This is a genomic window from Halarchaeum sp. P4 (assembly GCF_051195175.1).
In the GTDB taxonomy this organism is placed as follows: Archaea; Halobacteriota; Halobacteria; order Halobacteriales; family Halobacteriaceae; genus Halarchaeum.
Genome location: NZ_JBNTKC010000004.1, coordinates 261,096 through 285,425, shown reverse-complemented (window position 1 = coordinate 285,425; position 24,330 = coordinate 261,096). Strand labels below are relative to the sequence as shown.

The following is a 24,330-nucleotide window of genomic DNA, read 5'->3' as shown; positions in this document are numbered from 1 at the left end:
CCGGCCACTATCACCGACGAGGAGGAACTGTTCGCGGAACTCGAACGCACCCGCGAGCGTGGCTACGCCATCGACGACGAGGAGCGCCTCCCGGGCCTGCGCTGTGTCGCCGCCCCGGTCCTCGGCGACGCCGGCGGCGTCCTCGGCGCGGTCAGCATCGCCGGCCCGACCAACCGGTTTCGCGGTGAGCGCTTCGAGGTCGACCTTCCCGAGCGCCTCCTCGAGACCGTCAACATAATCGAGCTGAGCGGCGCTAGTCTCCAACGTGCACCCTGAACGCGACGTGAGCGACGACCCGACGAACCGGACGGCCATCGCGGTGAACCAGGTCGGCTACTCGCCGGCGGCAACGAAGCACGCTATCGTGGTAGCGGACGCGACGGACGCCTCGACGTTCGCAGTCGTCGATACCGACGGCGGCGACGTCGTCTACGAGGGGGCGCTCTCGGCTCCCATCGTGGACCCGGACGCCGGCGAGACGGTACGGCACGCCGACTTCTCCGACCTCGACGAGGTGGGCACGTACGTCGTGCGTGCCGGCGGCGCAGAGTCCCACCCGTTCGGCATCAACCCAGACGTCTACGCGCCCGTCCTTCGTGACGTGGGGCGGCTCTATACGCTCAAACGTTCGAACACGCGTATCGACGACCACCGGACGGGGCTCGATATTGCACCCGGCCACCCGCAGGACGCCGCGGCGTCGCTGGCGGCCGGCGACGACTACCACGACGCGGGCGCGACGCTCGACGTCGTCGGCGGGTGGTACGACGCGGGCGACTACGGGAAGTACGTCCCGCCCGCCGCCGTCACCGTCGCCCAGCACCTCCTCGCCTACGACCTCTACCCCGAGGCGTTCGACAGCGGCCAGTACGACGCCCCCGAGGGCGTCGAGATGGGTGCCGGGGACGTGCCGGACGTCCTCGCCGAGGCGCGCGTCGAGCTAGAGTGGCTGGAGTCGATGCAGCGCCCGGACGGCGCGTGCTACCACAAGGTCGCGGGCGCGTCGTGGCCGGCGATGGACGTCCGGCCCGCCGAGGACGACCAGCCGCGCTACGTCTTCGGGCACTCGACCTTCGGAACGGCGCAGTACGCGGGTGCGATGGCGCTCGCGGCGCGCGTCTACGCCGACGTTGACCCCGCCTTCGCCGACCGGGCGCTCGCGAACGCCCGCGAGGCCTTCGACTACCTCGCTGACACGCCCGACTCGGTGTTCCGATTCGACGAGGGACAGGACGACGGCTCCGGGCCGTACCGGAAGGAGACGGACGACGCGGAGCGCTTCTGGGCGGCCGCCGAACTCCTGCGGACGACGGGCGACATGCGCTATCGCGACCCCCTCCACGACGAACACGCGGACGGCTTCGACGTCCCGGTGACGCCCGTGACGTGGAGAAACACACGCGCGCTCGGTCAGTGGGCGTACCGCTCGGCGGACGCCGCGGACCCCGAGCGTGCCGTCGCGCTTGACGACGCCTTCCGCGCGTACGCGGACGACCTCGTCGCGTCCGTCGCGGCGGACGGCTATCGGGTCGCCCTCGACACCGACGACTACCACTGGGCGTCGACGAAACTCGCGCTCGCGAAGGGCTGTCTCCTCCTATTCGCGGACGAAATCGACGGCGACGAGCGCTACGTCGAGGCCGCGTTCGACCAACTGCACTACGCGCTCGGGCGGACGCCCACTGGCTATAGTTACGTCACGGGCGCGGGCGCGAACCCGCCGTGGAACCCGCACGACCGACACGTCGTGAGCACGGGGACGTCCCTCCCCGGGATGCTCGTGACAGGCGCGAACGCGAACGGGGACGACGACGCCCTCGCCGCCTACATCGAGCGCGAGTCGCCGCCGCCCGCGAAAGCCTACGTGGACGAGACAGCGTCCTACGCGGCCAACGAATGGGCAATCGACTACACCGCGCCACTCCTCCTCGTCCTCGCGCGCTCGAGACAGTAGTCGTGTCGCGGGGCGGGCCGAACGCCTATCAGGGAGCGGCCCGTCCCTCCGTGCATGACCGACCGACCACACGTCGTCGTGCTGGGGGCGTACGGGAGCGCGGGCGCGGCAGCGGCGCGCGAACTCGCGGACGCGGACGTTCGCCTGACGCTCGTCGACGACGGCGACCCCGGCGGCGGGCTCTGCATCCTGCGCGGGTGTATGCCCTCGAAGGCGGTGCTTTCCGCGACCGCGCACCGCTATCAGGCGCGCCACGACCCACGCCTCGAGGGCGACGCGCCCGAGGTGGACCTCGAACGCACCGTCCGGCACAAGGACGACCACGTGCTCGACTGGGCGGCCTCGCGCCGCGACTCCGTTCGCAACCTCGCCGAGCGCGAGGACGTTGAGTTCGTCCACGACACCGCCCGCATCGTCGACGACCACACCGTCCGCGTCGGCGAGCGCGACCTCGAGGCGGACTACGTCGTCGTCGCCACCGGGTCGTCGCTGCACGTCCCTGACCTCCCCGGCATCGAGGACGTCGACTGGATGGGGAGCGCGGACGTCCTTGACGCCACCGACTTCCCGGACTCGGGCGTCGTCATGGGCTTTGGCTACGTCGGCCTCGAACTCGTCCCCTACCTCGGCGAGGCCGCCGGGATGGACCTCACGGTCATCGAGCACGACGAGCGGCCGCTGGACCGTGCCGCCGACCGCTTCGGCGACGAACTGCTCGCGCTCTACCGGGAGGACTTCGACGTCGAGATACGCACCGAGGTCTACGAGGAGTCCGTCGAGCCCACCGACGACGGCGGCGTGCGCCTCCACCTCGACGACGGCAGCGCCGTCGAGGCCGACCAGCTCTTCTGCTTCACGGGGCGCTCGCCGAACCTCGACGTCGGCCTCGCAAACGCCGGCGTCGACGTCGACTCGGAGGGCTGGGTGGACACCGCGACGATGCAGTGTCGCGACGCCCCACACGTCTTCGTCGCCGGGGACGCCCTCGGTGAACGGATGCTCCTCCACACCGCGAAGGAGGAGGCGCTCACCGTCGCGGAGAACGTTACGCGCGCCATCGCGGGCGAGGACCTCGCCGAGTACGACCCGCTCCACCACGAGGTGACGTTCGCGGGCGCGAGCGTCTACCCCTACGCGTCGCTCGGGCTGACTGCTGAGGAAGCCCGTGACGCGGGCCACGACGTCGTGGTCGCCGAGCGTGACGCCACCGACGACGGCATCTTCAAACTGAAGGACGCCCGCTGGGGCCACGCCCGCCTCGTCGTCGACGCCGACGACGGCGCCGTCCTCGGCTACCACGGCCTCCACTACGAGGCCGACGTGATGGCGAAGACGATGCAGGTCGTCCTCGAGAACGGGTTGGACGTCCGAGACGTCCCGGACCGCGCCTACCACCCGACGACGCCCGAGATCATCGACGGCCTCGTCCGGGACGCGCGCGCCGCGCTCGACTGACGCGTCAGTCCGAACGACCGACAGTTTTTTGCTGGGGTGTGTGGTGATACCTAGCGAGATACGTCTCAACCCGTCGCCACGAAGAACCGTCCGGGGATTACCGTTGCCTGTTGTATTACGGCAGTATCTGTGTAATTCGGGGCGAGTATCGCCCAGTTCGGTCGGGTGGGTGTGTCGCGGTTTCGCTGCTCTCGCACCAGAACTCCGCTCCCACCGCGGAGTTTCGGAGGCACGGCGCACGGTGAGCCGACTATCCGCGAGCGCCGGACAGACGCGTCGCTATCCGCTCGCCCCAGAGTCAGGGGCGAGCGCCGCCGGCGAGCGGCACGGGGTGTTCCGGTGTGCCGTCTCGCCTCAGAGCTGTTCGACGGTGTTCTCGAGCGTGCCGACGTTCTCGATCTCGATGCTGATGAGGTCGTCCTCCTCGAGGGTGAAGTCGTCCGGCGGGATGATGGACGTGCCGGTGAGGAGCGCCGCCGACTCCGGGATGTAGTTGTAGCGCCGGAAGAATTCCGCGAGCTCGTCGACGGTCCGAACCATTTCGCTCGTGGACGTCGACTCCGTGAACGCGACGTCGCCGTCGCGCTCGATGGTGAGCGTCATCTCGACGTCGTGGGGGTCGCCGATGGTTTCCTCGGTGACGACGCAGGGGCCGATGGCGCAGCTCTTGTCGTAGATTTTGCTCTGCGGGAGATAGAGGAGATTCTCGCGCTCGATGTCGCGGCTGCACATGTCGTTCCCGACGGTGTAGCCGACGATGTCGCCGTCGTGGAGGATCATCGTGAACTCCGGCTCGGGGACGTCCCAGTCGGAGTCGCCGCGGATACCGACGGAGTCGCCCGGCCCGACGGTGCGCGTCGGCGTCGCCTTGAAGTAGACCTCGGGGCGCTCGCCCTCGTAGGCACCGATGTAGGCCTCTTCGAGGCCGCCTTCGCCCTCGCGGGACTCCTGGCTGATGGCGTACGTCACGCCCGCGCCCCAGACCTCGTCGGGGTCGACAGGGCGGATGAGGTGTTCGCGGACCTCCTCGAGGTCGACGGTCGGCGCTTCCTCGGTGAGCGGGCGCGCGACGTCGTCGACGCTCTGGTCGGTGAGCGAGGCGGCGGCCGCGAGGTCCATGAAGGAGTCAGGGGCCTTCTCGGTCTCCGTCAGATTGTAGGCTGTTCTACCGTCCTGTGCGATTAGCGAGACGGCATTGTCCCGCTCCGTGCGGTAATATCGCATGTACCTACGTGAACCATCGACCGATAAATATCTTTGTGTGTCGGATTATCATAGACTCTTCCGCTCCTGCCGGACAATTTTAGCCCAGAATATGACGATAATATTGCTGTAAAGTGTGGGCGGTACGACGGAGACACCGTCAGAACCGGGCGTTCAGATAATCCGGTGACGCCGGAATCGATGCTCGCCGGGATGGCGCGTCCCGTTACCCGCGATGGCCCCCGACCCGCGCTGATTGTCCGCGGCGTACCCGTACCGCGGTGTCTCTTCGGGGTACTACACCGCGCCCGCGACGTGCGTGTCTCCGCCGTCCGGTCTCGGAGCGCCACGAGCGCGACAGACCGGCCGAGGTGTTGCAAAGAATGGACAGAGACGACCACGCCCGTGACGGGCGCGCGGACGCGTTGGGCAATACGACTGTAGCCTCGGGCGCCGCTACCGACTCGCACCACGGCGGCGCGATGGGAGCAGGTACTGATTGACGAACGCGCGCTGGTCCGGACATCTGGCTCACGAGACTGCGGCGGCGAGCGCCGGCGAGACGGTGGCCGCCGCCACCGCGCGAAAGCCGGGCCGGCGTTACCGAGACAGCCGCAGGGGAACGCGTGGCTGGTGTGTGGTCGACGTCGGTCGACTGGGTCCGAGACGGAGAATTACGAGACGTGCCACGTAACCGGCAGTGGCGACGTGATTAGCGAGTGCGCTCGGCGACGTGGTGTCGCCGCGCTTTACGGGGGCTCAGTGCGCGGCGGCACGGACGAAAAGGGAGGTGTCAGAGGTGGACCGACAGAGACGGGGTCGGTCCGGCAGGGGACAACGCGACGGGAGTGGCGTCTAGCGCTTGTCCTGCGCGCGGTCTTCCCAGCCCGACTCCCAGAGGTCGATGGTGTGGACCCGGTCTTCCTCGTACTTGTGCTCCTCGACGACGTCGTGGTCGAGTTCGATGCCGTAGCCGGGGCCGTCGGGGATCTGCATGTAGCCGTCCTCGACGACGAGCGGCTTGTCCATGAGGTTGTTGACCCAGTCGACGTCGAACGTCTGGAACATCTCCTGAATGCGGAAGTTCGGGATGGACGTGCAGAAGTGCCCGTAGATGGCGCCCGCGACGGGACCCTGCGGGTTGTGCGGCGCGACGTCCACGTGGTCGGCCTCCGCGAGGCCGGCGATCTTCTTGCCTTCCGTGATGCCGCCCGTGTTCATCAGGTCAGGCTGGAAGACGTCGACGTCCGTCCGAGTGACCAGCTCGTAGAAGTCGTGCTTCGTCATGTGGCGCTCGCCAGTCGCGACCGGGATCGGCGACTTGCGGGCCACCTCCGCGAGACTGTTGATGGAGTCCGGGGGGCACGGCTCTTCGAACCAGGTCGGCTCGAACTCGGCCAGCTCGCGAGCGATTTCGACGGCCTGCCCGGCGGAGAAGCGGCCGTGGCACTCGATCATGAGGTCGACGTCCGGGCCGACGGCCTCGCGGACGGCACCGACGATGTCGACCGCCTTGTTCTGCTCCTTGCGCGACATGGACTGCCACGCGGTGCCGAACGGGTCGAACTTCATCGCGTCGTAGCCGTGGTCGACGACTTCCTTCGCGGCCTCGGCGAACCCTTCGGGGGTGCCGCCGGTGTTCTGGTACCAGCCGTTCGCGTACGTGCGAAGCTCGGTACCGTGGACCGGACCGCCGAGGAGGTCGTAGACCGGCTTGTCGAGGATCTTGCCCTTGATGTCCCAGCACGCCATGTCGATGGCGGAGACAACGGTGGTGTTGATGACGTTCTTGGAGAACCACTCGTTGCGGTACATCTCCAGCCACATGTCCTCGGTGTCGAACGGGTCCCGCCCGATGAAGAAGTTCGACATCTCGTCGATGGCCGCGGCGACCGTGCGCGGCTTGTCGTGGGTCGTGGCTTCCGCGAGACCCGTGACGCCGGCGTCCGTCTCGAGCTCGACGAACACCCATGGCTTCCACGGGTTCGCTACCAGATATGTTTCTACGCCAGTGATTTCTACGTCCGACATTGCATTTCCGTCGTCGTGGACCGGGATATTAAATATATCTATCTCCAATTCGTCACTTCGTTCCGCCAGTGGCGGAAGGCCTATACACGTTCGCGCTAACAGGCACGTATGACCACACAGGACGCACCCATCGGGTCGGTACAAACGACCATCGACATCGTGGAAGCGCTCCGGGACCTGGGGGGAGCCGGCGTCTCCCAACTCGCCGACCACCTCGACCTCCCGACGAGCACCGTCTTCGACCACCTGCGGACGCTCGAGCAGAACGAGTTCGTAACGAACGACGGCGACGGCTACCGCGTCGGCGCGCGCTTCCTCGAAATCGGCGGCTTCGCGCGCAAGCAGGACCCGCTCTATCAGGTCGCCGAGCCCGAGATTCAGAAGATCGCCCACCAGACGGGTGAGCACGCGAACCTCGTCGTCGAGGAGTTCGGGAAGGCCGTCTTCTACGCGAAGGCCGAGGGCGAGGATGCCTTCCAGTTGGACACGCACGTCGGGAAGCAGGTCCATCTCTCGACGACCTCGGCGGGCAAGGCCATCCTCGCGGAGTTCGAGGACGAGAAGATCGACGCCATCCTCGACGAGCACGGCCTCCCGGCGGTCACCGAGCACACTGTTACGGACCGCGACCGGCTCTACGAGGAGATCGAGGAGTGTCGCGAGCGCGGGTTCGCCATCGACGACGAGGAGCGCATTCCCGGCGTCCGCTGCGTCGGCGCGGCCATCACGGGCGAGGACGGCGTCCTCGGCGCAGTCAGTGTCTCCGGCCCCAAGAGCGGGATGCAGGACGACCGGTTCCTCGAGGACATCCCGGACCTCGTGCTCCGCACGGCGAACGTCATCGAGGTCAACATGAAGTACCGCTAGGCGACCTCTGTCGCCGACTTCGAGTCGAACCGCGTCCACGACGGTCTCGGACTCCGTCGCCCTCTCGTTTCATTCACACACGCACGCGCCCGACGTGTCGGGTCCTCGTTCGGCCCTGAGTTCACCCCATCCGAATCTCCGTAACCCGATGATTTATAATCGCTGACTCCTGAATCTTGGAACTGTATGGCAAACGCTCGCGTTACCGTCCACCCAGAGGCGCGTATCGACAGTATCGAACCGGAAGTACACGGACACTTCTCCGAACACCTCGGCCGCTGTGTCTATGACGGCCTCTACACCGACGACACGGCCGACGAGAACGGGTTCCGTGACGACGTCGTCGACCTGCTCGCTGACCTCGAGATTCCCGTCCTCCGGTGGCCTGGCGGCTGTTTCGCCGACGACTACCACTGGGAGGACGGCGTCGGCCCCCAGGAGGAGCGCCCGCGACGGCGCAACCTCTTCTGGGCGCAGGGCCGCGACGACGTCCCTGAGGAGTCGAACGCCTTCGGCACCGACGAGTTCCTCCAGCTCTGTGAGGAAGTCGGTACCAAGCCCTATCTCGCCGCGAACGTGGGCTCCGGCGACCCGCAGGAGGCCGCCGACTGGATGGAGTACTGTGGCTACGACGGCGACACCGAGCTCGCCGACCGCCGCCGCGAGAACGGCCACGAGGAACCCTACGAGGTGCCCTACTGGGGCGTCGGGAACGAGAACTGGGGCTGTGGCGGCCAGATGTCGCCCGAGCAGTACGCCCGCGAGTTCCGTCGCTTCGCGACCTACATGGGGTCGATGGACAACCTGATGCTCGACTACGACGTCGACCTCATCGCCTGTGGCTTCGAGGGCCACGACTGGAACCACCGCTTCCTCGAAGAACTCGCCAGCGGCCGCTGGGGCGTCGACTTCCCGCTCGATCACCTCACGCTCCACCACTACTACGGCCGCGCGATGACGGTCTCCGAGTCCGACGAGGACGATTATGACGAGCTGCTCGTCGAGGCCCTCGAGATGGATTACCACATCGAGCGCATGGCCGCCGCCATCGACGCCGTCGCGACGACGCGCGACATCGGCGTCATCATCGACGAGTGGGGGACGTGGCACCCCGAAGCTGTCCCGGAGAACGGCCTCGAGCAGCCCGGTACCGTCCTCGACGCGCTCTCCGCCGCGGCCGTCCTCGACATCTTCAACCACCACGCGGACGTGATGACGATGAGCAACATCGCGCAGACCGTCAACGTCCTCCAGTGTCTCATCGAGACGGACGGCGACGACGCGTGGGCCCGTCCCACCTACCGCGTCTTTGACCTCTACGCGCCCCACAAGGCCAACGAGGCCGTCACGACCACCGTCGACACGCCGACGCGCGACGTCGAGCGCAAGGACAACGACCTGCCGCTGGTCGGTGCGTCCGCTTCCGTGGACGACGACGGCGAGACGTACATCACCGTCACGAACCTCGACTGCCGCGACGCCCACTCCGTCGAAATCGAGGTCGACGGCGGCGTGAGCGCCGACGACGTCGCGGACGCGCAGGTCCTCTTCGAGGGCCAGGACGCGGACCTCGAAGTCGATGCGTCGAACGCGGACTCCTTCGCCGCCGAGGAGCTCGACGTCGACGTCGACAACGGCGTCCTCAGCGTCGACCTCGAACCGTCCACGGTCGCCGCCGTCACCCTCGAATAGACGCGGGACTGCCACTCCGGCCACCTCTCTCGTAGCTCTCATCGCGGCCCGGCCGGGCCGCATCCCTTCCGCGAGACGTTCGTCTCGCGCTGTCGTACTTTCTGCCTGATGACCGCCGAGCGCGTCGCTTCGCGCCGTCGCAGAACAGTGGTATGACCGACGGCGAACGAGGCCGGCGGCCGTCGCGTCCTCTCAGTCGGTGGGGAGCCAGACGCGCATCCGGCCCTCCTCGCGGTTGTCCCAGCCGTAGTAGGGAATCGCTGTCACGGTCGCCTCCGTCTCCTCGCCCGCCGTCTCACCGTACTCCCGGTAGAGGTCGTCGCCCCATTCGTCGTTGGTGACCGCGCGCGCATCACCCTCGATGGTGTGGACGCCGTCGAGCAGGTCGGCCGCAGCACGCGTCTCGACGTCCGCCTCGGGGTCGATGCGGAGGTGGGAGGGTGCGACGTCGAGGTCGGTCTCCTCGACGCAGTAGACGAGCGGGCCGCGCTGGAAGGCGACCCGGTCGGCGTCGTCCGGGACGTTCGGGTGCGCGACCATCCGTTTGACCGGGAGGGCGAAGTCGAGCGTCAGCGAATCGCCGCCCGTCCACTCGCGGTCGACGCTGACGTAGCCCGCGTCGGGGTCGACGTCGAGCGCCTCGCCGTTCAGGCTGACCGCGACGTCCTCGCACCACTCGGGGACGCGGACGTGGAGCGTCGTCTCGATGGGTGCGTCCGTCTCGACGCCGACGGTGGTCGACTCGCCCCACGGGTAGTCGGTCTCCTGGGTCAGCGTCACGTCCTCGCCGTCGACGTCGATGTCGGCCTCGCCCCCGACGTAGAGGTTGACGTAGACGTCGTCTTCGGGGCCCTGCGCGTAGACGTACTCGCCGAGCGAGGCGAAGAGGCGCGCGACGTTCGGCGGACAGCACGCACACTGGAACCAGCCCTTCCGGTGGTGGTGGCCGAGGCTCTCGAGGGGGTTCTCGTAGAAGAACTCCGTGCCATCGAGCGAGACGCCGGCGAGCACGCCGTTGTAGAGCGCGCGCTCGAGGACGTCGTAGAAGCGTGCCTCGCCGGTGAGCTGGAACATGCGGTGGTTCCAGAAGACGCTCCCGATGGCCGCACACGTCTCGGCGTAGGCGGTGCGGTTGCGCAGGTCGTAGTCGACCGTGAAGCCCTCATGGGCGGACTCGGGGCCGATGCCGCCGGTGAGGTACATCCGCTTGGTGGTCATGTTCGACCAGAGCGTTTCGAGGGTCTCGTAGAGTTCCCCCTCGCCGGTTTCGGCGACGAGGTCCGCGACTCCACTATAGAGGTACATCGCGCGCACGGAGTGGCCCTCGACAGTCTCCTGCTCGCGGATCGGCTTGTGGGCTTGCGCGTAGGAGCCGTCCCACTCGCCGTCCTCGAGGAAGATGTCGGGTGGGACGTCGCCGCCGGTCTCGTCGGGGTGGGTCGTCTCCCACTCGAGGCGGGAATTCTCGCGACCGCGGCGGTCCACGAAGTACTGCGCGAGGTCGCGGTAGCGTTCCTCGCTGGTGACCCGATAGAGCTTCACGAGCGCGAGCTCGATGCCTTCGTGTCCGGGGACGCCGTCGAGGTCGTCTTCGCCGGTGCCGAAGACGTCGTCGATGTGGTCTGCGAACGCGGTCGCGACGTCGAGGAGGGAGTCCTCGCCGGTCGCGCGGTGGTGTGCGACGGCGGCCTCGAAGAGGTGGCCGGCGCAGTAGAGCTCGTGCATCATGTTGAGGTTCGTCCACCGGTTTTCCGGCTCCTCCAGGGTGAAGTAGGTGTTCAGGTAGCCGTTCTCCTCCTGGGCGGCGGCGACGAGGTCGATGACCTCGTCGACGCGTTCCTTCAACTCGGGATCGTCGTGCGTCGCGAGGACGTAGCTCGCGGCCTCGAGCCACTTGTACGTGTCCGAGTCCTCGAACCACATCCCCTGGAAGCCGCTGGTCTCGCCGTCGCGGACGCGACGGAAGTTCTCGAGACTGCGCTCCCCGAGTTGGTCGTACTGGTGTTCGAGTGTCACCTCCCGGTTCGTCTCCAGTCGATCGTTCCAGAACGCGTCGTCGATGGCGACGTCCGCGAGTGGTACAGGCTCCAGTCGGTCGGCGAGCGGTGTGCGCGTCACAGTTCAGCCTCCATAGCAACAGTATTAATTGTAGTGGATTAGCCACTTTTCCGGTCGATGACGCGGCCCGTTTATACCTCTTCGATCGCCCCGAACGGGTCCCAGTCGAGGTAGAGCGCGACAGCCATTAGGAGAACGAAGGTCACCTGGATGACCAGCGTGATGACGGTTATGACGTAACCCTTGGTACCTGGTTCCTGAAACGGGAACAGGAACAGGGTGACGAGTGCGAGGAACGAGATGATAACGAGGAGAAAACGGAAGATGGTCTTACTCAATTGCATTGTGTACTGGTAACACGGTGGAGATGAAATACGTACCGATATGCGGAACTCGATGACCCGTCTGACGTCTCGTCACTCCCCCTCGGCCCGTTCCGTACCGCCCCACCCGCCGTGAGTCAGTATTTCTGGACAGCAACGAGAATAGCTTGCTAACATTTATTATGAATGAATCGGCATGGACATGTGTGACATCGAGCAACCACCCGAGTGGGGATAACGGTCGGTCCAGCGGTGAGGTCCGACGTCGAGAGCTCCTTCGACGAACCGGTATGGCCGGTGCGGGCGCCGGGATGATGGCGCTTGCAGGATGTGGCGGACAGAGCAACGACTCCACGACCACCACCTCCTCCAACGGCGGGTCCGGGGGGTCCGGCGTCGCGGACAACTCCTTCGCCAACTACACCACGGACAACCCGACGAACTGGCAGTTCAACCACTTCAACTTCACACAGCCGTTCAGCCACCCGCTGCAGACGGACATGCTCCAGCGGTGGAACATCCGAACGAACGAGTTCTCGGACTACGCGGTCTCCATCGACGAGTACAACGGCAAGGACGAGACCGCCGTCCTCTCGGTCCGCGAGGGACTTACCTGGCACAACGGCGACCCCGGCGACCCAGTCACCGGCGAGGACCTGAAGGCGTGGCTCGTTTGCCACGCTGCGGTCAACTCGACGGTCTCCGGCCTCTACAAGGCCAGTGAGATTCAGGTCACCGGCGACCGCACGGTTCAGGTCCCGCTCGACGGGACGGTCAACGAGACAATCTTCCGCCAGTCGCTCAACAACTTCTGGCTCAACGTCCCGCACCACCGCTACGGCGACTACGTCGAGCGGTTCGTCGATGCCACGAGCAAGGAGGAGCGCAACAGCGTCCGTACCGACCTCCGGAGTGCGAAGTTCGACGAACCGTTCGGGAACGGCCCGTTCAAGTTCAAGTCTCGCTCCTCCAGCCGGTACCGGATGGAGCTCTACGAGCACCACCCGGACGCGGACAAGATCAACTTCGACTACTGGGACGTCATCCGTGCCTCCACGGACACCGCCAGTGTCATCCTCGGGATGGTTCCGGAGGGGGACATCGACATGGTGCGCAACTTCACGCCACCGCAGTCCGTTCTCAACCAGGCCAAGAACAAGGACGGCATCCTGAACAACCAGCTTCCGGCGCTCTGGGGGCAGTCGCTCCCCTTCAACTGCGGGCACGAGGACTTCGGCAACATCCGCGTCCGCCAGGCGATCGCCGAGTTCATCGACCGCGACCTCGTCTCGCGCAACTACGGTCAGTTCGGTGTTCCGGTGCAGGCCCCGAGCGGTCTCGTCGGCAACATCAACAGCAACAACGAGCAGACGGACCGCTGGACGCGCTGGGTCACCGACGAGGGTGCGAACCAGCTGTATCGCTACCAGAACCCCGAGCGCGGCCGGCGTCTGCTCCGCGAACAGGGTTACACGAAGCAGAACGGCAAGTGGATGCGCCCCGACGGCACGCAGCTCGAGATGCCGATCAAGGTCCCGGCGGGCTACACCGACTGGCACCCGATCTACAAGACGATCTCCAGCCTGCTCACCGATGAGGGCATCAAATCCAGCGTGAAGATGATCGACGCGACGTCCTACTACCCCAACCACTACCTGGAGGGGAACTACGTCACCGCCGCGACCGGGTGGACGCTCGGCCGTGACAACCCGTGGTACACCTTCGGTCAGTGGTTCCGCCCGCTCTCGGACAAGGTGTACAAGATGAACTTCAAGCCGACGGAGGTGAAGGTGCCGCCGCTCGGTGAGCCCGACGGTGAACTGCAGAGCGTCGACGTCCTGCAACTCTTCGAGAACGTCCGGAACGCGTCGGAGGAGAACCTCCAGCAGGCCGTCACCGAGTTCGCGTGGGTCGCCAACCAGTTCATCCCGATGCTCCCGATCCTCGAGATTAACGACACCGCGTGGATGACCAACGACGACTGGAACTGGCAGCCGTCGAAGGACGCCGACGAGTGGCAGGCGAAGTGGCCGCAGTGGTGGTTCCCGCGGATGGGCCTCATGAACGCGAAGTCTAACTGAGACGAACCGACGGGCCACGTCGTCTTCCGCTTTTTCACCCTCGTCGTGCCGGTGTTTTCCCGCCGCTTGCTGGCGGTTCTGTTCCTCGACCGTCGCGGCGTTCTGCATGAAAGACCACAACCTATATGACATCCCAATAATGATGTTAGACAGTAATCCATGCGATACATAGTCAGGCGAGTCGGCCAATCGATTCTCACGGTACTTTCCGTGGTCGTACTCACCTTCCTCCTCGTCCGGGCGATGCCCGGTGGCCCGGTCGACTACCTCCGTGCGAAGCTGATGCAGTCCCGCACGGGGAATCAGATAAGTATGAGCGAGCTTCGCTCGCTTGCGGCGGACTACATGAACATCCATCCGGGAGAACCGATATGGATGCAGCTGTGGTACTACGTCTCAAGCCTCGCACAGGGCGATCTGGGACGCTCGATTTGGTACGGTGAGCCGGTCGCGGACATCATCCTCCAGTCCGCGCCGTGGACACTCTTCCTGCTCACCACGTCGATTATCCTCACGTTCGCCATCGGTATCGTCCTGGGAGCCGCGATGGCGTACAAGGAGGGCTCGTGGTTCGACACTACCTCGACCGTGGTCTCGATGTTCCTCAACTCGGTCCCGTACTTCATTGCCGCACTCCTGTTCGTCTACGTCATCTCGATCCAGTTCTCCCTCCTTCCGGCGTCGGGCAACGTCGCGTCCGGACTGGAGGCGTCGTTCTCCGTGGCGTACATCGGGAGCATCATCAAGCACGCGACCCTCCCCATTCTCTCGCTCGTCATCACCGGATTCGGCGGGATTTCACTCGGGATGCGTGGTAACGCGATTAAGGAGATCGGTGAGGAGTACATCCGCGTCGCACACCTTCGGGGTGTCTCTGGACGGCGCATCGCGACCCGTTACGTCGGCCGCAACGCCGTCCTTCCGCTGTACACGCAGTTCATGATCTCCATCGGGTTCATGTTCGGTGGCTCCGTCGTCCTCGAGCAGATTTTCGCCTACCCAGGACTCGGGTACTACCTGCTCACTGCCATCAACGCGCGTGACTACCCGCTCATGATGGGGATCTTCATCACCATCACGGTGGCCGTCGTCCTCTGTATCCTGTTCGCTGACCTGACCTACAGCAAAGTCGACCCCCGCGTCTCTACGGGGTCGGGTGAGTCATACTAAAGAGAACCATGTCAGAAGCAAACGAGACGTTCACGGGCGGTTCGAGCACCGAGCCAGAGAGAGCACGATCCAGGTCGGATCTCTACCGAGAGCGACTGGATCGCTACGTCATGACTCCGTTCCGAGTCGTCTGGAGCGACTGGCGGACGCAACTCGGGACAATCATCATCCTGTTCTACATCTTCGTCGGCACCGTCGGCGTCCACCTCGTCGAGCCGCCGTCCGTCGGCGGGCCGCGCCTCGCCGGCATCTTCGAGGCGCCGGGCTATCCGCTGGGGACGAACAACCTCGGCGAAGGGCTCATGGCCAGCCTCGTCCACGCCACGCCGCCGATGCTGAAGATGATCGCAGCGGGTGCAGTCTTCGCCACCGTCATCGCCGTCGTGCTCGGCACCGTCTCCGGCTACAAGGGCGGGACGGTCGACACCGTCATCTCGACCGTCGTCGACATCGCGATGACGATTCCGGGATTGCCGCTCATCATCCTGCTCGTCGTCACGTTCAACCCGAGCGACCCGTACCTCATCGGGATCGTCCTCTCGATTAACGCCTGGGCGGGCCTCGCACGGAACATCCGCTCACAGGTGCTTGAGCTCCGCGACAACTCCTACGTCGAGGCGTCGCGGATCATGGGACGCTCGACCGGCGGGATCATCTACGACGACATCCTGCCGAACATCATGCCGTTCGTCCTGATTAGCTTCGTGAACACCGCGCGTGCCGTCATCTTCGGGTCCGTCGGTCTCTACTACCTCGGTATTCTCCCAGTCGCGTTCAACAACTGGGGGATCATGCTGAACCGCGCGTACTCGACGGGCGGTGCGATCTACTCGTGGGATTCCGTCTACTGGGTCGTCCTCCCGATGGCGACCATCGTGTTGCTGTCGTTCGGTCTCGTCCTGTTCTCACAGGGAACCGAACGGCTCTTCAACCCGCGTATCAGAGCACGTCACGCCGAGACAATCGACGAGACCTCGCCGATGGAGAAGTAACTCATGCAAGCCGAAACTACGCACAAGTTCGACGTCACAGACCCAATCTTCGAAGTCCGAAACGCCTCGGTCACGTTCGACATGGAGCGTGGCGAATCCAAGGTGATGGACTCGGTCGACATGGACATCGACCGGGGTGAAATCCTCGGTGTCGTCGGGGAATCCGGCTCGGGGAAGTCGATGTTCGCGTCCGCGCTCCTCGACGCCGTCCCCGAACCCGGCGTCCTCATGGGGGAAATCATGTTCCACCCCGAGGACGGCGAACCGATCGACCTCCTCAATCAGTCCGAGTCCGAAATCAAGGAAATCCGCTGGGAGCAAATCGCGATGGTCTTCCAGGGTGCGATGAGCTCGTTCAACCCGACAATGACCATCGGCGACCACTTCGAGGAGACGCTGAAGACGCACGGTCGCGACGTTGACGAGGGGATGGCGCACGCGGACGAACTCCTCTCCCAGCTCTACCTTGAGTCGGAGCAGGTGTTTGAGTCGTATCCACACGAACTCTCGGGCGGGATGAAGCAGCGTGCGCTCCTCGCGCTGAGCCTGCTCCTCGAACCGGAAGTGCTGGTGATGGACGAGCCGACGGCGGCGCTCGACCTCCTGATGCAACGTTCCATCATCGAGCTGATCCGGAAAATCGGTCGAGAGCGTGACCTCACCATCGTCTTCATCACGCACGACCTGCCGCTGGTCGCCAACCTCGCGGACCGTATCGGTGTCCTCTACGCCTTCGAGTTCATCGAGGTCGGACCGGCGTACGACGTCCTCACGGACTCGAAGCACCCATACACGCGTGCGCTGCTTAACTCGACACCGAACCTCGACACGCCGCGCGAGGAGATGCGGCCAATCGAAGGCAAGAGCCCGGACCCGGTGAACGTGCCCGTCGGCTGTACGTACAATCCGCGCTGTCCGCTCGCCGACGAGAACTGCGTGCAGAACGATCCTCCCTTCCAATCCAACGACGACAGCGCCGACCACCAAGCGAAATGTCACTATATAGACCGGACGCGCGACGAGATCCCGCTGAACCTGCAGGAGGTAGAGTACCATGACTGAGGAGGAGCACGTCGTCTCGCTGGAGGACGTTCACGTCCACTTCGAGTCGGAGTCCGGCATCTTCTCCCGGGAGAAGGACGTCGTGAAGGCTGTCGACGGCGTCTCGATCGATATCGAGGAGAACGACGTCGTCGCGCTCGTTGGCGAGTCTGGCTGTGGGAAGACGACGCTCGGGAAGACGGCAATCGGCACACAGCGCCCGACCGAGGGAGCGGTCGAGTACCGTGGGCAGGACATCTGGGAGGCCCGTGACGGGGACGGTGACGTCGAAATCCCCTTCGAACGCATCCGTCGCGCGCTCCAGATCATCCACCAGGATCCCGGCGCGTCGCTCAACCCGAATAAGACGGTCCTCCACTCGCTCATGGTCCCGCTGAAGCTCACACAGCCCGATATGGACACGTTCGACCGTCGTGAGCGTGTCCACGAGATGCTCTCGCGTGTCGGGATGGAGCCCCCCGAGGACTACGCGAACCGGTATCCGCACCAGCTCTCGGGTGGGGAGCGCCAGCGTGTCGCACTCATCCGTGCGCTGCTGATGAACCCGGACCTCATCCTCGCGGACGAGGCCGTGAGTGCGCTCGACGTCTCACTGCGTATCGACATGATGGACCTGATGCTGGAGCTCCAGGACCAGTTCAACACGTCCTACCTCTTCATCAGCCACAACCTCTCGAATGCGAGCTATGTCACGGGGAAGGCGGACGGCCGCATCGGCGTCATGTATCTCGGCGAGCTGGTCGAGATCGGTCCGATCGACGAGGTCGTCGAGAACCCTCAGCACCCGTACACGAAAGTGTTGATGTGGGCGGCGCCGAGCCTGAATCCCGACGCCGACGAGGAAGAACTGGAGTCTCCGCTCCGCAAGATCGACATTCCCGATCCGCGGAATCCACCCGAGGGGTGTCGCTTCCACACGCGCTGTCCGGAGGCCCGCGAGGTCTGCAAGGAGAAACCGCCGGGTACGGACGTGGATGAGGACGGGGACCACCGCGTCGCCTGCTATCGCGCGATCGACGACCACGAGTACTGGGACAGCCCGGAACTGGTTGACTGATCGTCGGTCGCTTCTCCTTCTCGACGTCTCTTTCCGCTCGTGTCGTTGTCAGTCTGCGCCGTGATTAGGAGTGTAGCCACACTGCTCGCAGACGAGCGTGCCGCCTCGTCGTTCGACGGTACCGGTACATCGCGCACAGTTCGAGCGCATACTCCCCATCTAGTTCGACGACCACATAATACTTTATACGACGAACGTCGAAAACTCGGCTATTCGACGTCGAGCGGGTCGTGGAAGGCCACGCTCGCGTCGTAGCCGACCGCGTCGTACGTCGTCGTCGGCCACTCGCCGGTGGCCGTCGCCACCTCGACGTCGTCCGCGGTGACGAGCAGGGTGTCCTCGCACTTCGCGCCCTGTACGGTCGGGTTCCACGCGAACGGCATCGGCACCGCGAGTGCCGTCTCGGCACCCGGCGTCGCCGTCCACTCGCGCGTCTCGCTCGCGATGGCGCCGCCCTGGTGGTGTTCGCGCCACTCGCCCTCGTGGCCGAGTTCCGCGTAGGCTGACTCGATAGCGTCGAAAACGTCGCCCGCCGTGCCGTCCGCGTCGCCGTGCTCGCGGGTCGCCGCGGCCGCCGTCGCCGCGACGCGGCAGGCGACGTCGTGGCGCTCGCGGAGCCACTCCGGCGGGTCGAACGCCACTGTCCGGGTCACCGCGACGTCGTGCCCGCCGCGCTCCGAGACGACGGTGAGGTGTGCGAACCCGCCGAGTTCGGCGTCTGTCGGCGTGAAGTGCCGATGTCGCTGTGAGCGCTCCGCGCCGCCGACGAGGACGACGGGCGCGCGGAAGCCACGCTGGAGGAGTGCTTGTGCGAGCGCGCCGGCCGCTTCGTTCTCCGTCGTTTCGGGTGTGATGTCGCGCGCGACGGCTTCGACGGCTTCGGCCGTCTCGACGCACGCACTCCGGTAGCGTTCGCGCTCCGCCGCCGGCATCGGCGCGCGCAGCGGCGTCGCATTGACCGTATCGAGACCGGGCACGGGGACGTCGGCGGCCGCCTCGCCGCGGTGGGTGGCGGCGACGGCCTCCCGGAGCGAGTGCTCCGCCCAGCCGTACTCGGTGACGTCGGGCGTGACGCCGGCGGCCTCGAGTGCCGGCAGTTCCTCGTCGATGATGCGTTCGCGTTCGTTATTCGGCGCGAGGACGCGGACGCCGTCGTCGCCGACGCCGAGGGCGGCGACGCCGACGTCGCTCGTCGCGTCCACGACGGGGTCGCCGCCGCTCAGCCACCCGTAGTTCGCGGGGGTGAGGAACCAGAGCTCGTCGAGGTCGCGGCGTTCGCGGAGCGCGTCGATTCTGTCGAGTTTCGTCTCGATGGCGTACGCCATACGCTCACAGTCGCACCGCGGAGTAAAAATCCCCCTTTCTGCCGGCCGTCAGTCGGCGGTGACGCGCACGACGCCATACTGCGGGAGGGTCAGCGAGACGGTTCCGTCCTCGACGGCTGCCGTCGACTCGGTCGGCGTGACGTTCTCGGGGTCCTCGTAGGTGTTCTCGGCGGTCATCTCGTCCGCGGTGAGCGTCGTCACCGTGACGTCGTCGTGGTCGGTGAACAGGCCGCCGCCGTCGAGTTCGACGGCGATGTCGTCGCGGCCGGCGTCGCGGTGGACGAGGAGGGCGGCGGCGTCGTGGTCGTCGGGGTCTTCGACGGCGGTGACGTCGACGGCGGGCGCGTCCTCGACAGGGTCGAGTTGGCCGAACCACTTCGCGGTGTCCGCGCCGAACGTCGTCTCGGTGGAGAACGTCCCGCAGGTGACGTCGACGCCGACGGGCGTGCCGCCAGCGAGGGAGAGGCCGAGGCGCTGGCCGTAGTAGGCGGGTTCGGCGTGCGTTCGCTCGCGGACCTTCCGGACGCCCGCGCCGTGGTTCCCGACGCCGGAGTGGGTCACCATCCGCACGAAGTCGTCGCGAATGCAGGCGTTGACGATGGACGTGTCGAAGACGGCCTCCGTGATGGAGGAGTTACGCGGCAGGTCGGCCTCGGTCATCGCGTCGCCCTCGGCGCCCTCGTCGAAGCGCGTGAACAACTGTAGTTCGGTGATGGCGAGTCGGGTGTCACCGAGCCCGGCGGCTTCGCAGTCCTCGCGGACGGCGTCGTACTCCTCGCGGAGCTGGTGGGCGATGCCGGAGTGGGCGTTGTACACCTCGACGGGGTCGGTGCTCGCGTCGGCGTGACACTCGAGGAGGACGTGGTCGGTGAGCCAGTCGAGCTCGTCGCGGGACGCGAGGAACGGGTCGTTCCAGTCGGTGAGGCGGTTGCCACAGGCGAACACTTCGATGTCGTCGTCGACGGCGGTCATCGCGTCCGTGAAGCGCTCGAGGCGGTCGGCATAGCCGTCGGGCGTCGTCCACGTCACCTGCCACGGGCCGTATACTTCGTTCCCGACCTCCCAGTAGGTAACGTCGTAGGGCTCGGGGTGGCCGTGTTCGGCCCGTAAGGCGCCCATCTCGGTGGTCTCCGGGTCGCCGTTGCAGTACTCGACCCAGCGCGCCGCCTCGCCCGTGGAGCCGTCCCCGGCGTTCAGGCAGATCATCGGCTCACAGCCGACGGCCTCGCAGAACTCGAGGAACTCGTGGGTGCCGAAGAGGTTCGGTTCGATGCCGTCCCACGCGGGGTTCGGCTTCGTCGGGCGCTCCTCGATCGGGCCGATGCCGTCCTCCCAGTGGTAGCCGGAGACGAAGTTCCCGCCCGGCCACCGGAGGACGGGTAACTCGGCGTCGCGGAGCAACTCGACGATTTCGGGGTCGGCGGTGTTGACGTGGTCGTCCGGGTAGCACCGGACGTGGTCGACGACGAGGTTCGCCTCCTCGGCGGTCGTCACGCTGAAGCCGAAGACGGCGTCGTCCGCGCAGTCGTAGTCCTCGACGGCGAACTCGAATTCGTGGGTATCGTAGGTTTCGCCGGCCGTCACCGTCGTCGTCGCGACCGGGTCGCCGAGGTCCCCCTCGTCGTCCGTCTCGTGGAGCGCGAGGCGCACCGTCGTCTCGTCGGTGGCGCGGAGGGCGACGTCGCCCTCGAAGGTGTCGGTGCGATGGAGCGGCAGGAAACACCACTGCGCGATGCCGGCCCGACCGTTATTCCCGACCTCGATGCGCTGGGCGCGGTCGCCGGCGACGCCGACGTCGGGACTGGTGCGGACGCCGTCGCCGTGGTGGAACCACCAGAACGCACAGCCGCCGTGGTAGGCGTCCTCGAGGCGCTCGGCGCCAGGGAGGTCGTGGGTTTCGACGTAGGTCTCGACCCGCTCGGCGATTTCGTCGTGGTCGTGGATCGCGCCGCGGCCGCCGTCGGCGTCGTAGGTCTCGTGCTGGAACTTCCACGACCCGAGCGTCGGGTTGAACAGCGTCTGGGCTTCGAGGGCGTTCTTCACGCGCCACGGGGAGTAGAGGTGTTCGATGAACTTCCCGAACAGCTCGGCGGGGACGTCGTAGTCGGCGCGCCGCGACGGGTCGAGCGTGACGCTCGCCGTCTCGCCGTCGCCGCCGGTGTGGCTGTAGAGTTCCGTCATCGACTCGGAGCCTCACGGCCGACCCGTAAATAGCTACGCCGACCGGCCGACTCTACCGGCTCTCGGCGCCGGACTGACGGCGGTTTCCGTCACGCGCAGCAGTCATACATCATAACATAACAAACGTTAACGATAATAATTTATAGGTATGTTACAAAGTGGCGTTCGCATGGATTCCGATCCATCAACTGACGAGAGCGAATCGACCGACCGGAACGGCCTCTCCCGCCGCCAATACCTCGCGACCCAGTCGATGCTGGTCGCGGGCGCGGCGGTCGGCGCGGGGAGCGGCACCGCGTCCGCCGAGACGAGCGACCCCATCCAGAGCACCGTCACCGTCGACACCGACGACGCTTCCGAGATGGATGTCCCGGACACGCTGTTCGGCCGCCTGAACGAACACTACGGCGACGCCACCATCTATCCCGGCGTCTACTCGCTGCACGTCATGAACCCGACGTTCTGGCGAGTACCCGACTCCTGGTTCGACGCCGGCAACATCGACACCTTCTACGAGGTCGAGCGGGACGCCGACCTCCCCTATCCGTGGGAGCGCATCGCCGGCGACGGCGTGACCGTCTCCCACCGCACCGACGGCGAGCGCGTCGCCGGCGGCGAGACGCCGCACGGCTCGGTCGGCTACCCCCGCATCTCGCTCGACGGCGCGGGCACCACCGGCGGCCTGAAACAGCGCATCGTCCTCCCCGACCAGCGCACCCTCGGCTACGACCTCGGCGTCTCCGTCCGCGGGAGCGTCGACAGCGTCACCGTCGCGCTCACGACCCTCGAGGGCGACGTCCTCGCCGAATCCTCGCTCGGCGTCTCCGAGGAGTGGACGCGCCACGAGCCGACGCTCGAACTCGAGGAGCGGAGCGGCGACCAGTACGTCGGGGGCGCCGTCGCGAACGTCGAGACGCCCTACGGCCAGTACACCCTCACCTTCACCGCGGAGGGCGACGGCCACTTCGACATCGACTTCGTCGAGCTCGCCGCCGACGACGCCGTCAACGGCAAGTTCAACCCCTACACCGTCGAGCTGCTCGAGGAGCAGAACGGCACGTGGCTGAAGTGGCCGGGCGGAAACGTCACCAGTCAATACAACTGGCGCGACGGCATCGGGCCGCTGGAGGAGCGGACGCCGCGCTTCAACCACGCGTGGCAGGGCATGCAGCCGAACTTCTTTGGCACCGCCGAATACCTCGAACTCTGCGAGGTGGCGGACCTCGTCCCCGAAATCACTGTCGGGTGGTGGGACAACCCGCCGAAATGGGCGGCCGAACGCCAGATTCTCCCCGAGGACGCCGCCGACTGGGTGGCGTACGCGAACGGTAGCACGGACACCGAGATGGGCGCGCTCCGCGCCGAACACGGCCACGAGGAACCGTGGAACGTCGAACACTGGGGCGTCGGCAACGAAGTCTGGGGGTCGTGGCAGTGGGGACATACCCCGGACCCCTCGATGTACGCCGTCGGAAACGACTCGGCGGTCGCGGGCGACCAGACTCCGGAGGGCAAGTCCGACAAAGACGAACGGGCCGGCCTCAACGACGACGAGCGGGTCGGATTCGACGAGTACTCGAAGGCGATGCGCGAGGTGGACGACTCCATCACCGTCATCGCGAGCGGCTGGGACCCCGCGGAGGCCGAGCACAACGACAACCCGTGGAACGAGACGCTCCTCGAGGAACTCGACCCCGAGATTCTCGACGGCCTGAACATCCACCGCTACCAGTGGGGCCTCTCGGACGCGAGCGCCGTCGAGGATTGGAAGACCGAGAACAACGCGGACGACTGGGACTACAACGAGGTGCTGGTGATGGCGGCGACGCAGCTCGGCGAGCAGCTCGCCGGGCTCGGCGACCTCGCCGAGGAGAAGGGGTACGAGGACTTCTACGTCAACCTCAGCGAGCTCGGCATCTTCCCGACCGTCGCGTCGGGCGCGCCCTACCCCGGCCCGGGGACGATGCCGGGCGCGGCATACGTCGCGGGCGCGCTGAACGCGGCCATCCGCGAGAACGACACCGTGCGGTGGCTCTCCCAGACGTGGGTGCCGACGAAGTCGTGGGTGCCGGTGAAGACGAACGACTACCCGCCGGACCCGAACCCGCTGCGGCCGGACGGGTCCGTCACGGGCCTCTACTCGGCGGTCTTCGAGGGGAAGGCCGAGTGGCACTCGGTGGGCGTGACGGCCTCGGGTGCGAGTCGTGACCTCCCCAACACCGGCCCGCGCATCAACCCGATGGAGGACGTGCCGTACGTCGATGCGGCCGCGATGCAGGACCGTCGTGGGAAGGACCTTGCAGTCTTCCTGACGAACCGCAACCTTCGCACGAAGGGTGAGGTGACGGTCGAACTCGGGAAGCGCTACGCCGGGAGCGCGGTCGAAATCGTCACGCTCGAACCGTCGGCGTCGGAGCGCCCGCTGCCCCACGACATCGCGACGTCGTGGGAGGAGCCGTCGAACTACACGGTCGGGCACGTCGTTCGCGAGGTGTCCGCGGACGGCACGCTCTCGCTCACGCTCGGGCCGGCGTCCATCGCGCGACTCTTCGTCAACAACGACAAGGGCCGCGCCGACGTCGTCGGCGACAACGGCGTTTGGCCGGGACTCGACGGCGAGGAGGCCATCCCGATCGAGGACGACAGCGACCCGGGTCGCCGACGCGGCCACGAGGAGGGCGAGTCCTCACGCCGGGGTAACCCGACGCGCTGAGGCCGCGCCCACTCTCTCCGAACACCAGTATATGTGTAAAGACCATCTGTTCCACAGGTAGGAACGACTGTTGGGTGTCCGTGCTGGCGCAGCCTGACGGTCCCTCGCCGCCGTTTCGTCCAATCAGTCCGTGAGAAACGTTTATGAGGGATAGGTCAGTACCTGG

General features: G+C 66.2%; 17 protein-coding genes. 11 read left to right on the top strand and 6 right to left on the bottom strand.

The window, feature by feature from the left end; all coding sequences use genetic code 11:
* From ACQUS8_RS14365 to ACQUS8_RS14355, 3 genes are all read left to right on the top strand, one after another.
* Positions 1-276, top strand: a 276-nt coding sequence (locus tag ACQUS8_RS14365; protein WP_435102316.1) for an IclR family transcriptional regulator domain-containing protein, incomplete at its 5' end; no start/stop codon positions are given.
* Positions 266-1,954, top strand: a complete 1,689-nt coding sequence (locus ACQUS8_RS14360; protein WP_435102314.1) for a glycoside hydrolase family 9 protein — start codon at positions 266-268, stop codon at positions 1,952-1,954. The genes ACQUS8_RS14365 and ACQUS8_RS14360, both read left to right, overlap by 11 nt.
* Positions 1,955-2,008: 54 nt before the next feature.
* Positions 2,009-3,409 (top strand): dihydrolipoyl dehydrogenase family protein, encoded by a 1,401-nt coding sequence (locus ACQUS8_RS14355; RefSeq protein ID WP_435102312.1) that lies wholly within the window; start codon positions 2,009-2,011, stop codon positions 3,407-3,409.
* Between the two features lie 354 nt (positions 3,410-3,763).
* On the opposite strand, the gene ACQUS8_RS14350 is transcribed toward ACQUS8_RS14355, so the two are convergent.
* The gene (locus tag ACQUS8_RS14350; protein ID WP_435102310.1) at positions 3,764-4,633 is read right to left on the bottom strand and encodes a fumarylacetoacetate hydrolase family protein; all 870 of its coding nucleotides are present in this window, start codon (positions 4,631-4,633) and stop codon (positions 3,764-3,766) included.
* A gap of 834 nt (positions 4,634-5,467) precedes the next feature.
* The gene (locus ACQUS8_RS14345) at positions 5,468-6,643 is read right to left on the bottom strand and encodes a mandelate racemase/muconate lactonizing enzyme family protein (RefSeq protein ID WP_435102308.1); all 1,176 of its coding nucleotides are present in this window, start codon (positions 6,641-6,643) and stop codon (positions 5,468-5,470) included.
* A gap of 108 nt (positions 6,644-6,751) precedes the next feature.
* Here ACQUS8_RS14345 and ACQUS8_RS14340 point away from each other — a divergent pair, with 108 nt between their 5' ends.
* Together ACQUS8_RS14340 and ACQUS8_RS14335 are read left to right on the top strand one after the other, a co-directional pair.
* Positions 6,752-7,510, top strand: coding sequence for an IclR family transcriptional regulator (locus ACQUS8_RS14340; protein ID WP_435102306.1), 759 nt, complete (start codon positions 6,752-6,754; stop codon positions 7,508-7,510).
* Between the two features lie 186 nt (positions 7,511-7,696).
* Entirely contained in the window at positions 7,697-9,202 is a 1,506-nt protein-coding gene (locus tag ACQUS8_RS14335) for an alpha-N-arabinofuranosidase (RefSeq protein WP_435102304.1), read from the top strand.
* A gap of 192 nt (positions 9,203-9,394) precedes the next feature.
* Here the strand turns inward: ACQUS8_RS14335 and ACQUS8_RS14330 are convergent, their stop codons facing one another.
* Positions 9,395-11,320: a glycoside hydrolase family 127 protein gene (locus tag ACQUS8_RS14330; RefSeq protein ID WP_435102302.1), complete on the bottom strand. Its 1,926-nt coding sequence runs from the start codon at positions 11,318-11,320 to the stop codon at positions 9,395-9,397.
* A gap of 71 nt (positions 11,321-11,391) precedes the next feature.
* A complete protein-coding gene (locus tag ACQUS8_RS14325; protein WP_435102300.1) occupies positions 11,392-11,604 on the bottom strand; it encodes a hypothetical protein in 213 nt (70 codons plus the stop codon).
* A gap of 269 nt (positions 11,605-11,873) precedes the next feature.
* Here ACQUS8_RS14325 and ACQUS8_RS14320 point away from each other — a divergent pair, with 269 nt between their 5' ends.
* The 5 genes from ACQUS8_RS14320 to ACQUS8_RS14300 all read left to right on the top strand — a co-directional run bounded on the left by ACQUS8_RS14320 (position 11,874) and on the right by ACQUS8_RS14300 (position 17,945).
* Positions 11,874-13,664 carry an ABC transporter substrate-binding protein gene (locus ACQUS8_RS14320; RefSeq protein WP_435102298.1) on the top strand — a complete coding sequence of 597 codons (1,791 nt, stop codon included), beginning with the start codon at positions 11,874-11,876 and terminating at the stop codon, positions 13,662-13,664.
* 159 nt (positions 13,665-13,823) lie between these two features.
* Entirely contained in the window at positions 13,824-14,834 is a 1,011-nt protein-coding gene (locus ACQUS8_RS14315) for an ABC transporter permease (protein WP_435102296.1), read from the top strand.
* A gap of 110 nt (positions 14,835-14,944) precedes the next feature.
* Positions 14,945-15,826 carry an ABC transporter permease gene (locus tag ACQUS8_RS14310; RefSeq protein ID WP_435102294.1) on the top strand — a complete coding sequence of 294 codons (882 nt, stop codon included), beginning with the start codon at positions 14,945-14,947 and terminating at the stop codon, positions 15,824-15,826.
* Between the two features lie 3 nt (positions 15,827-15,829).
* Complete coding sequence (locus ACQUS8_RS14305; protein ID WP_435102292.1) at positions 15,830-16,888, top strand: ABC transporter ATP-binding protein; 1,059 nt, start codon at positions 15,830-15,832, stop codon at positions 16,886-16,888.
* Positions 16,881-17,945, top strand: a complete 1,065-nt coding sequence (locus tag ACQUS8_RS14300; RefSeq protein ID WP_435102290.1) for an oligopeptide/dipeptide ABC transporter ATP-binding protein — start codon at positions 16,881-16,883, stop codon at positions 17,943-17,945. The genes ACQUS8_RS14305 and ACQUS8_RS14300 overlap by 8 nt, the downstream gene beginning before the upstream one ends.
* Before the next feature lie 209 nt (positions 17,946-18,154).
* On the opposite strand, the gene ACQUS8_RS14295 is transcribed toward ACQUS8_RS14300, so the two are convergent.
* The gene (locus ACQUS8_RS14295) at positions 18,155-19,270 is read right to left on the bottom strand and encodes a M24 family metallopeptidase (RefSeq protein ID WP_435102288.1); all 1,116 of its coding nucleotides are present in this window, start codon (positions 19,268-19,270) and stop codon (positions 18,155-18,157) included.
* Positions 19,271-19,318: 48 nt separating this feature from the next.
* Entirely contained in the window at positions 19,319-21,451 is a 2,133-nt protein-coding gene (locus tag ACQUS8_RS14290; RefSeq protein WP_435102286.1) for an alpha-L-arabinofuranosidase C-terminal domain-containing protein, read from the bottom strand.
* 169 nt (positions 21,452-21,620) lie between these two features.
* Between ACQUS8_RS14290 and ACQUS8_RS14285 the strand changes: the two genes are divergently transcribed.
* Entirely contained in the window at positions 21,621-24,164 is a 2,544-nt protein-coding gene (locus ACQUS8_RS14285; RefSeq protein WP_435102284.1) for an alpha-L-arabinofuranosidase, read from the top strand.
* The last annotated feature ends 166 nt before the right edge of the window (positions 24,165-24,330 follow it).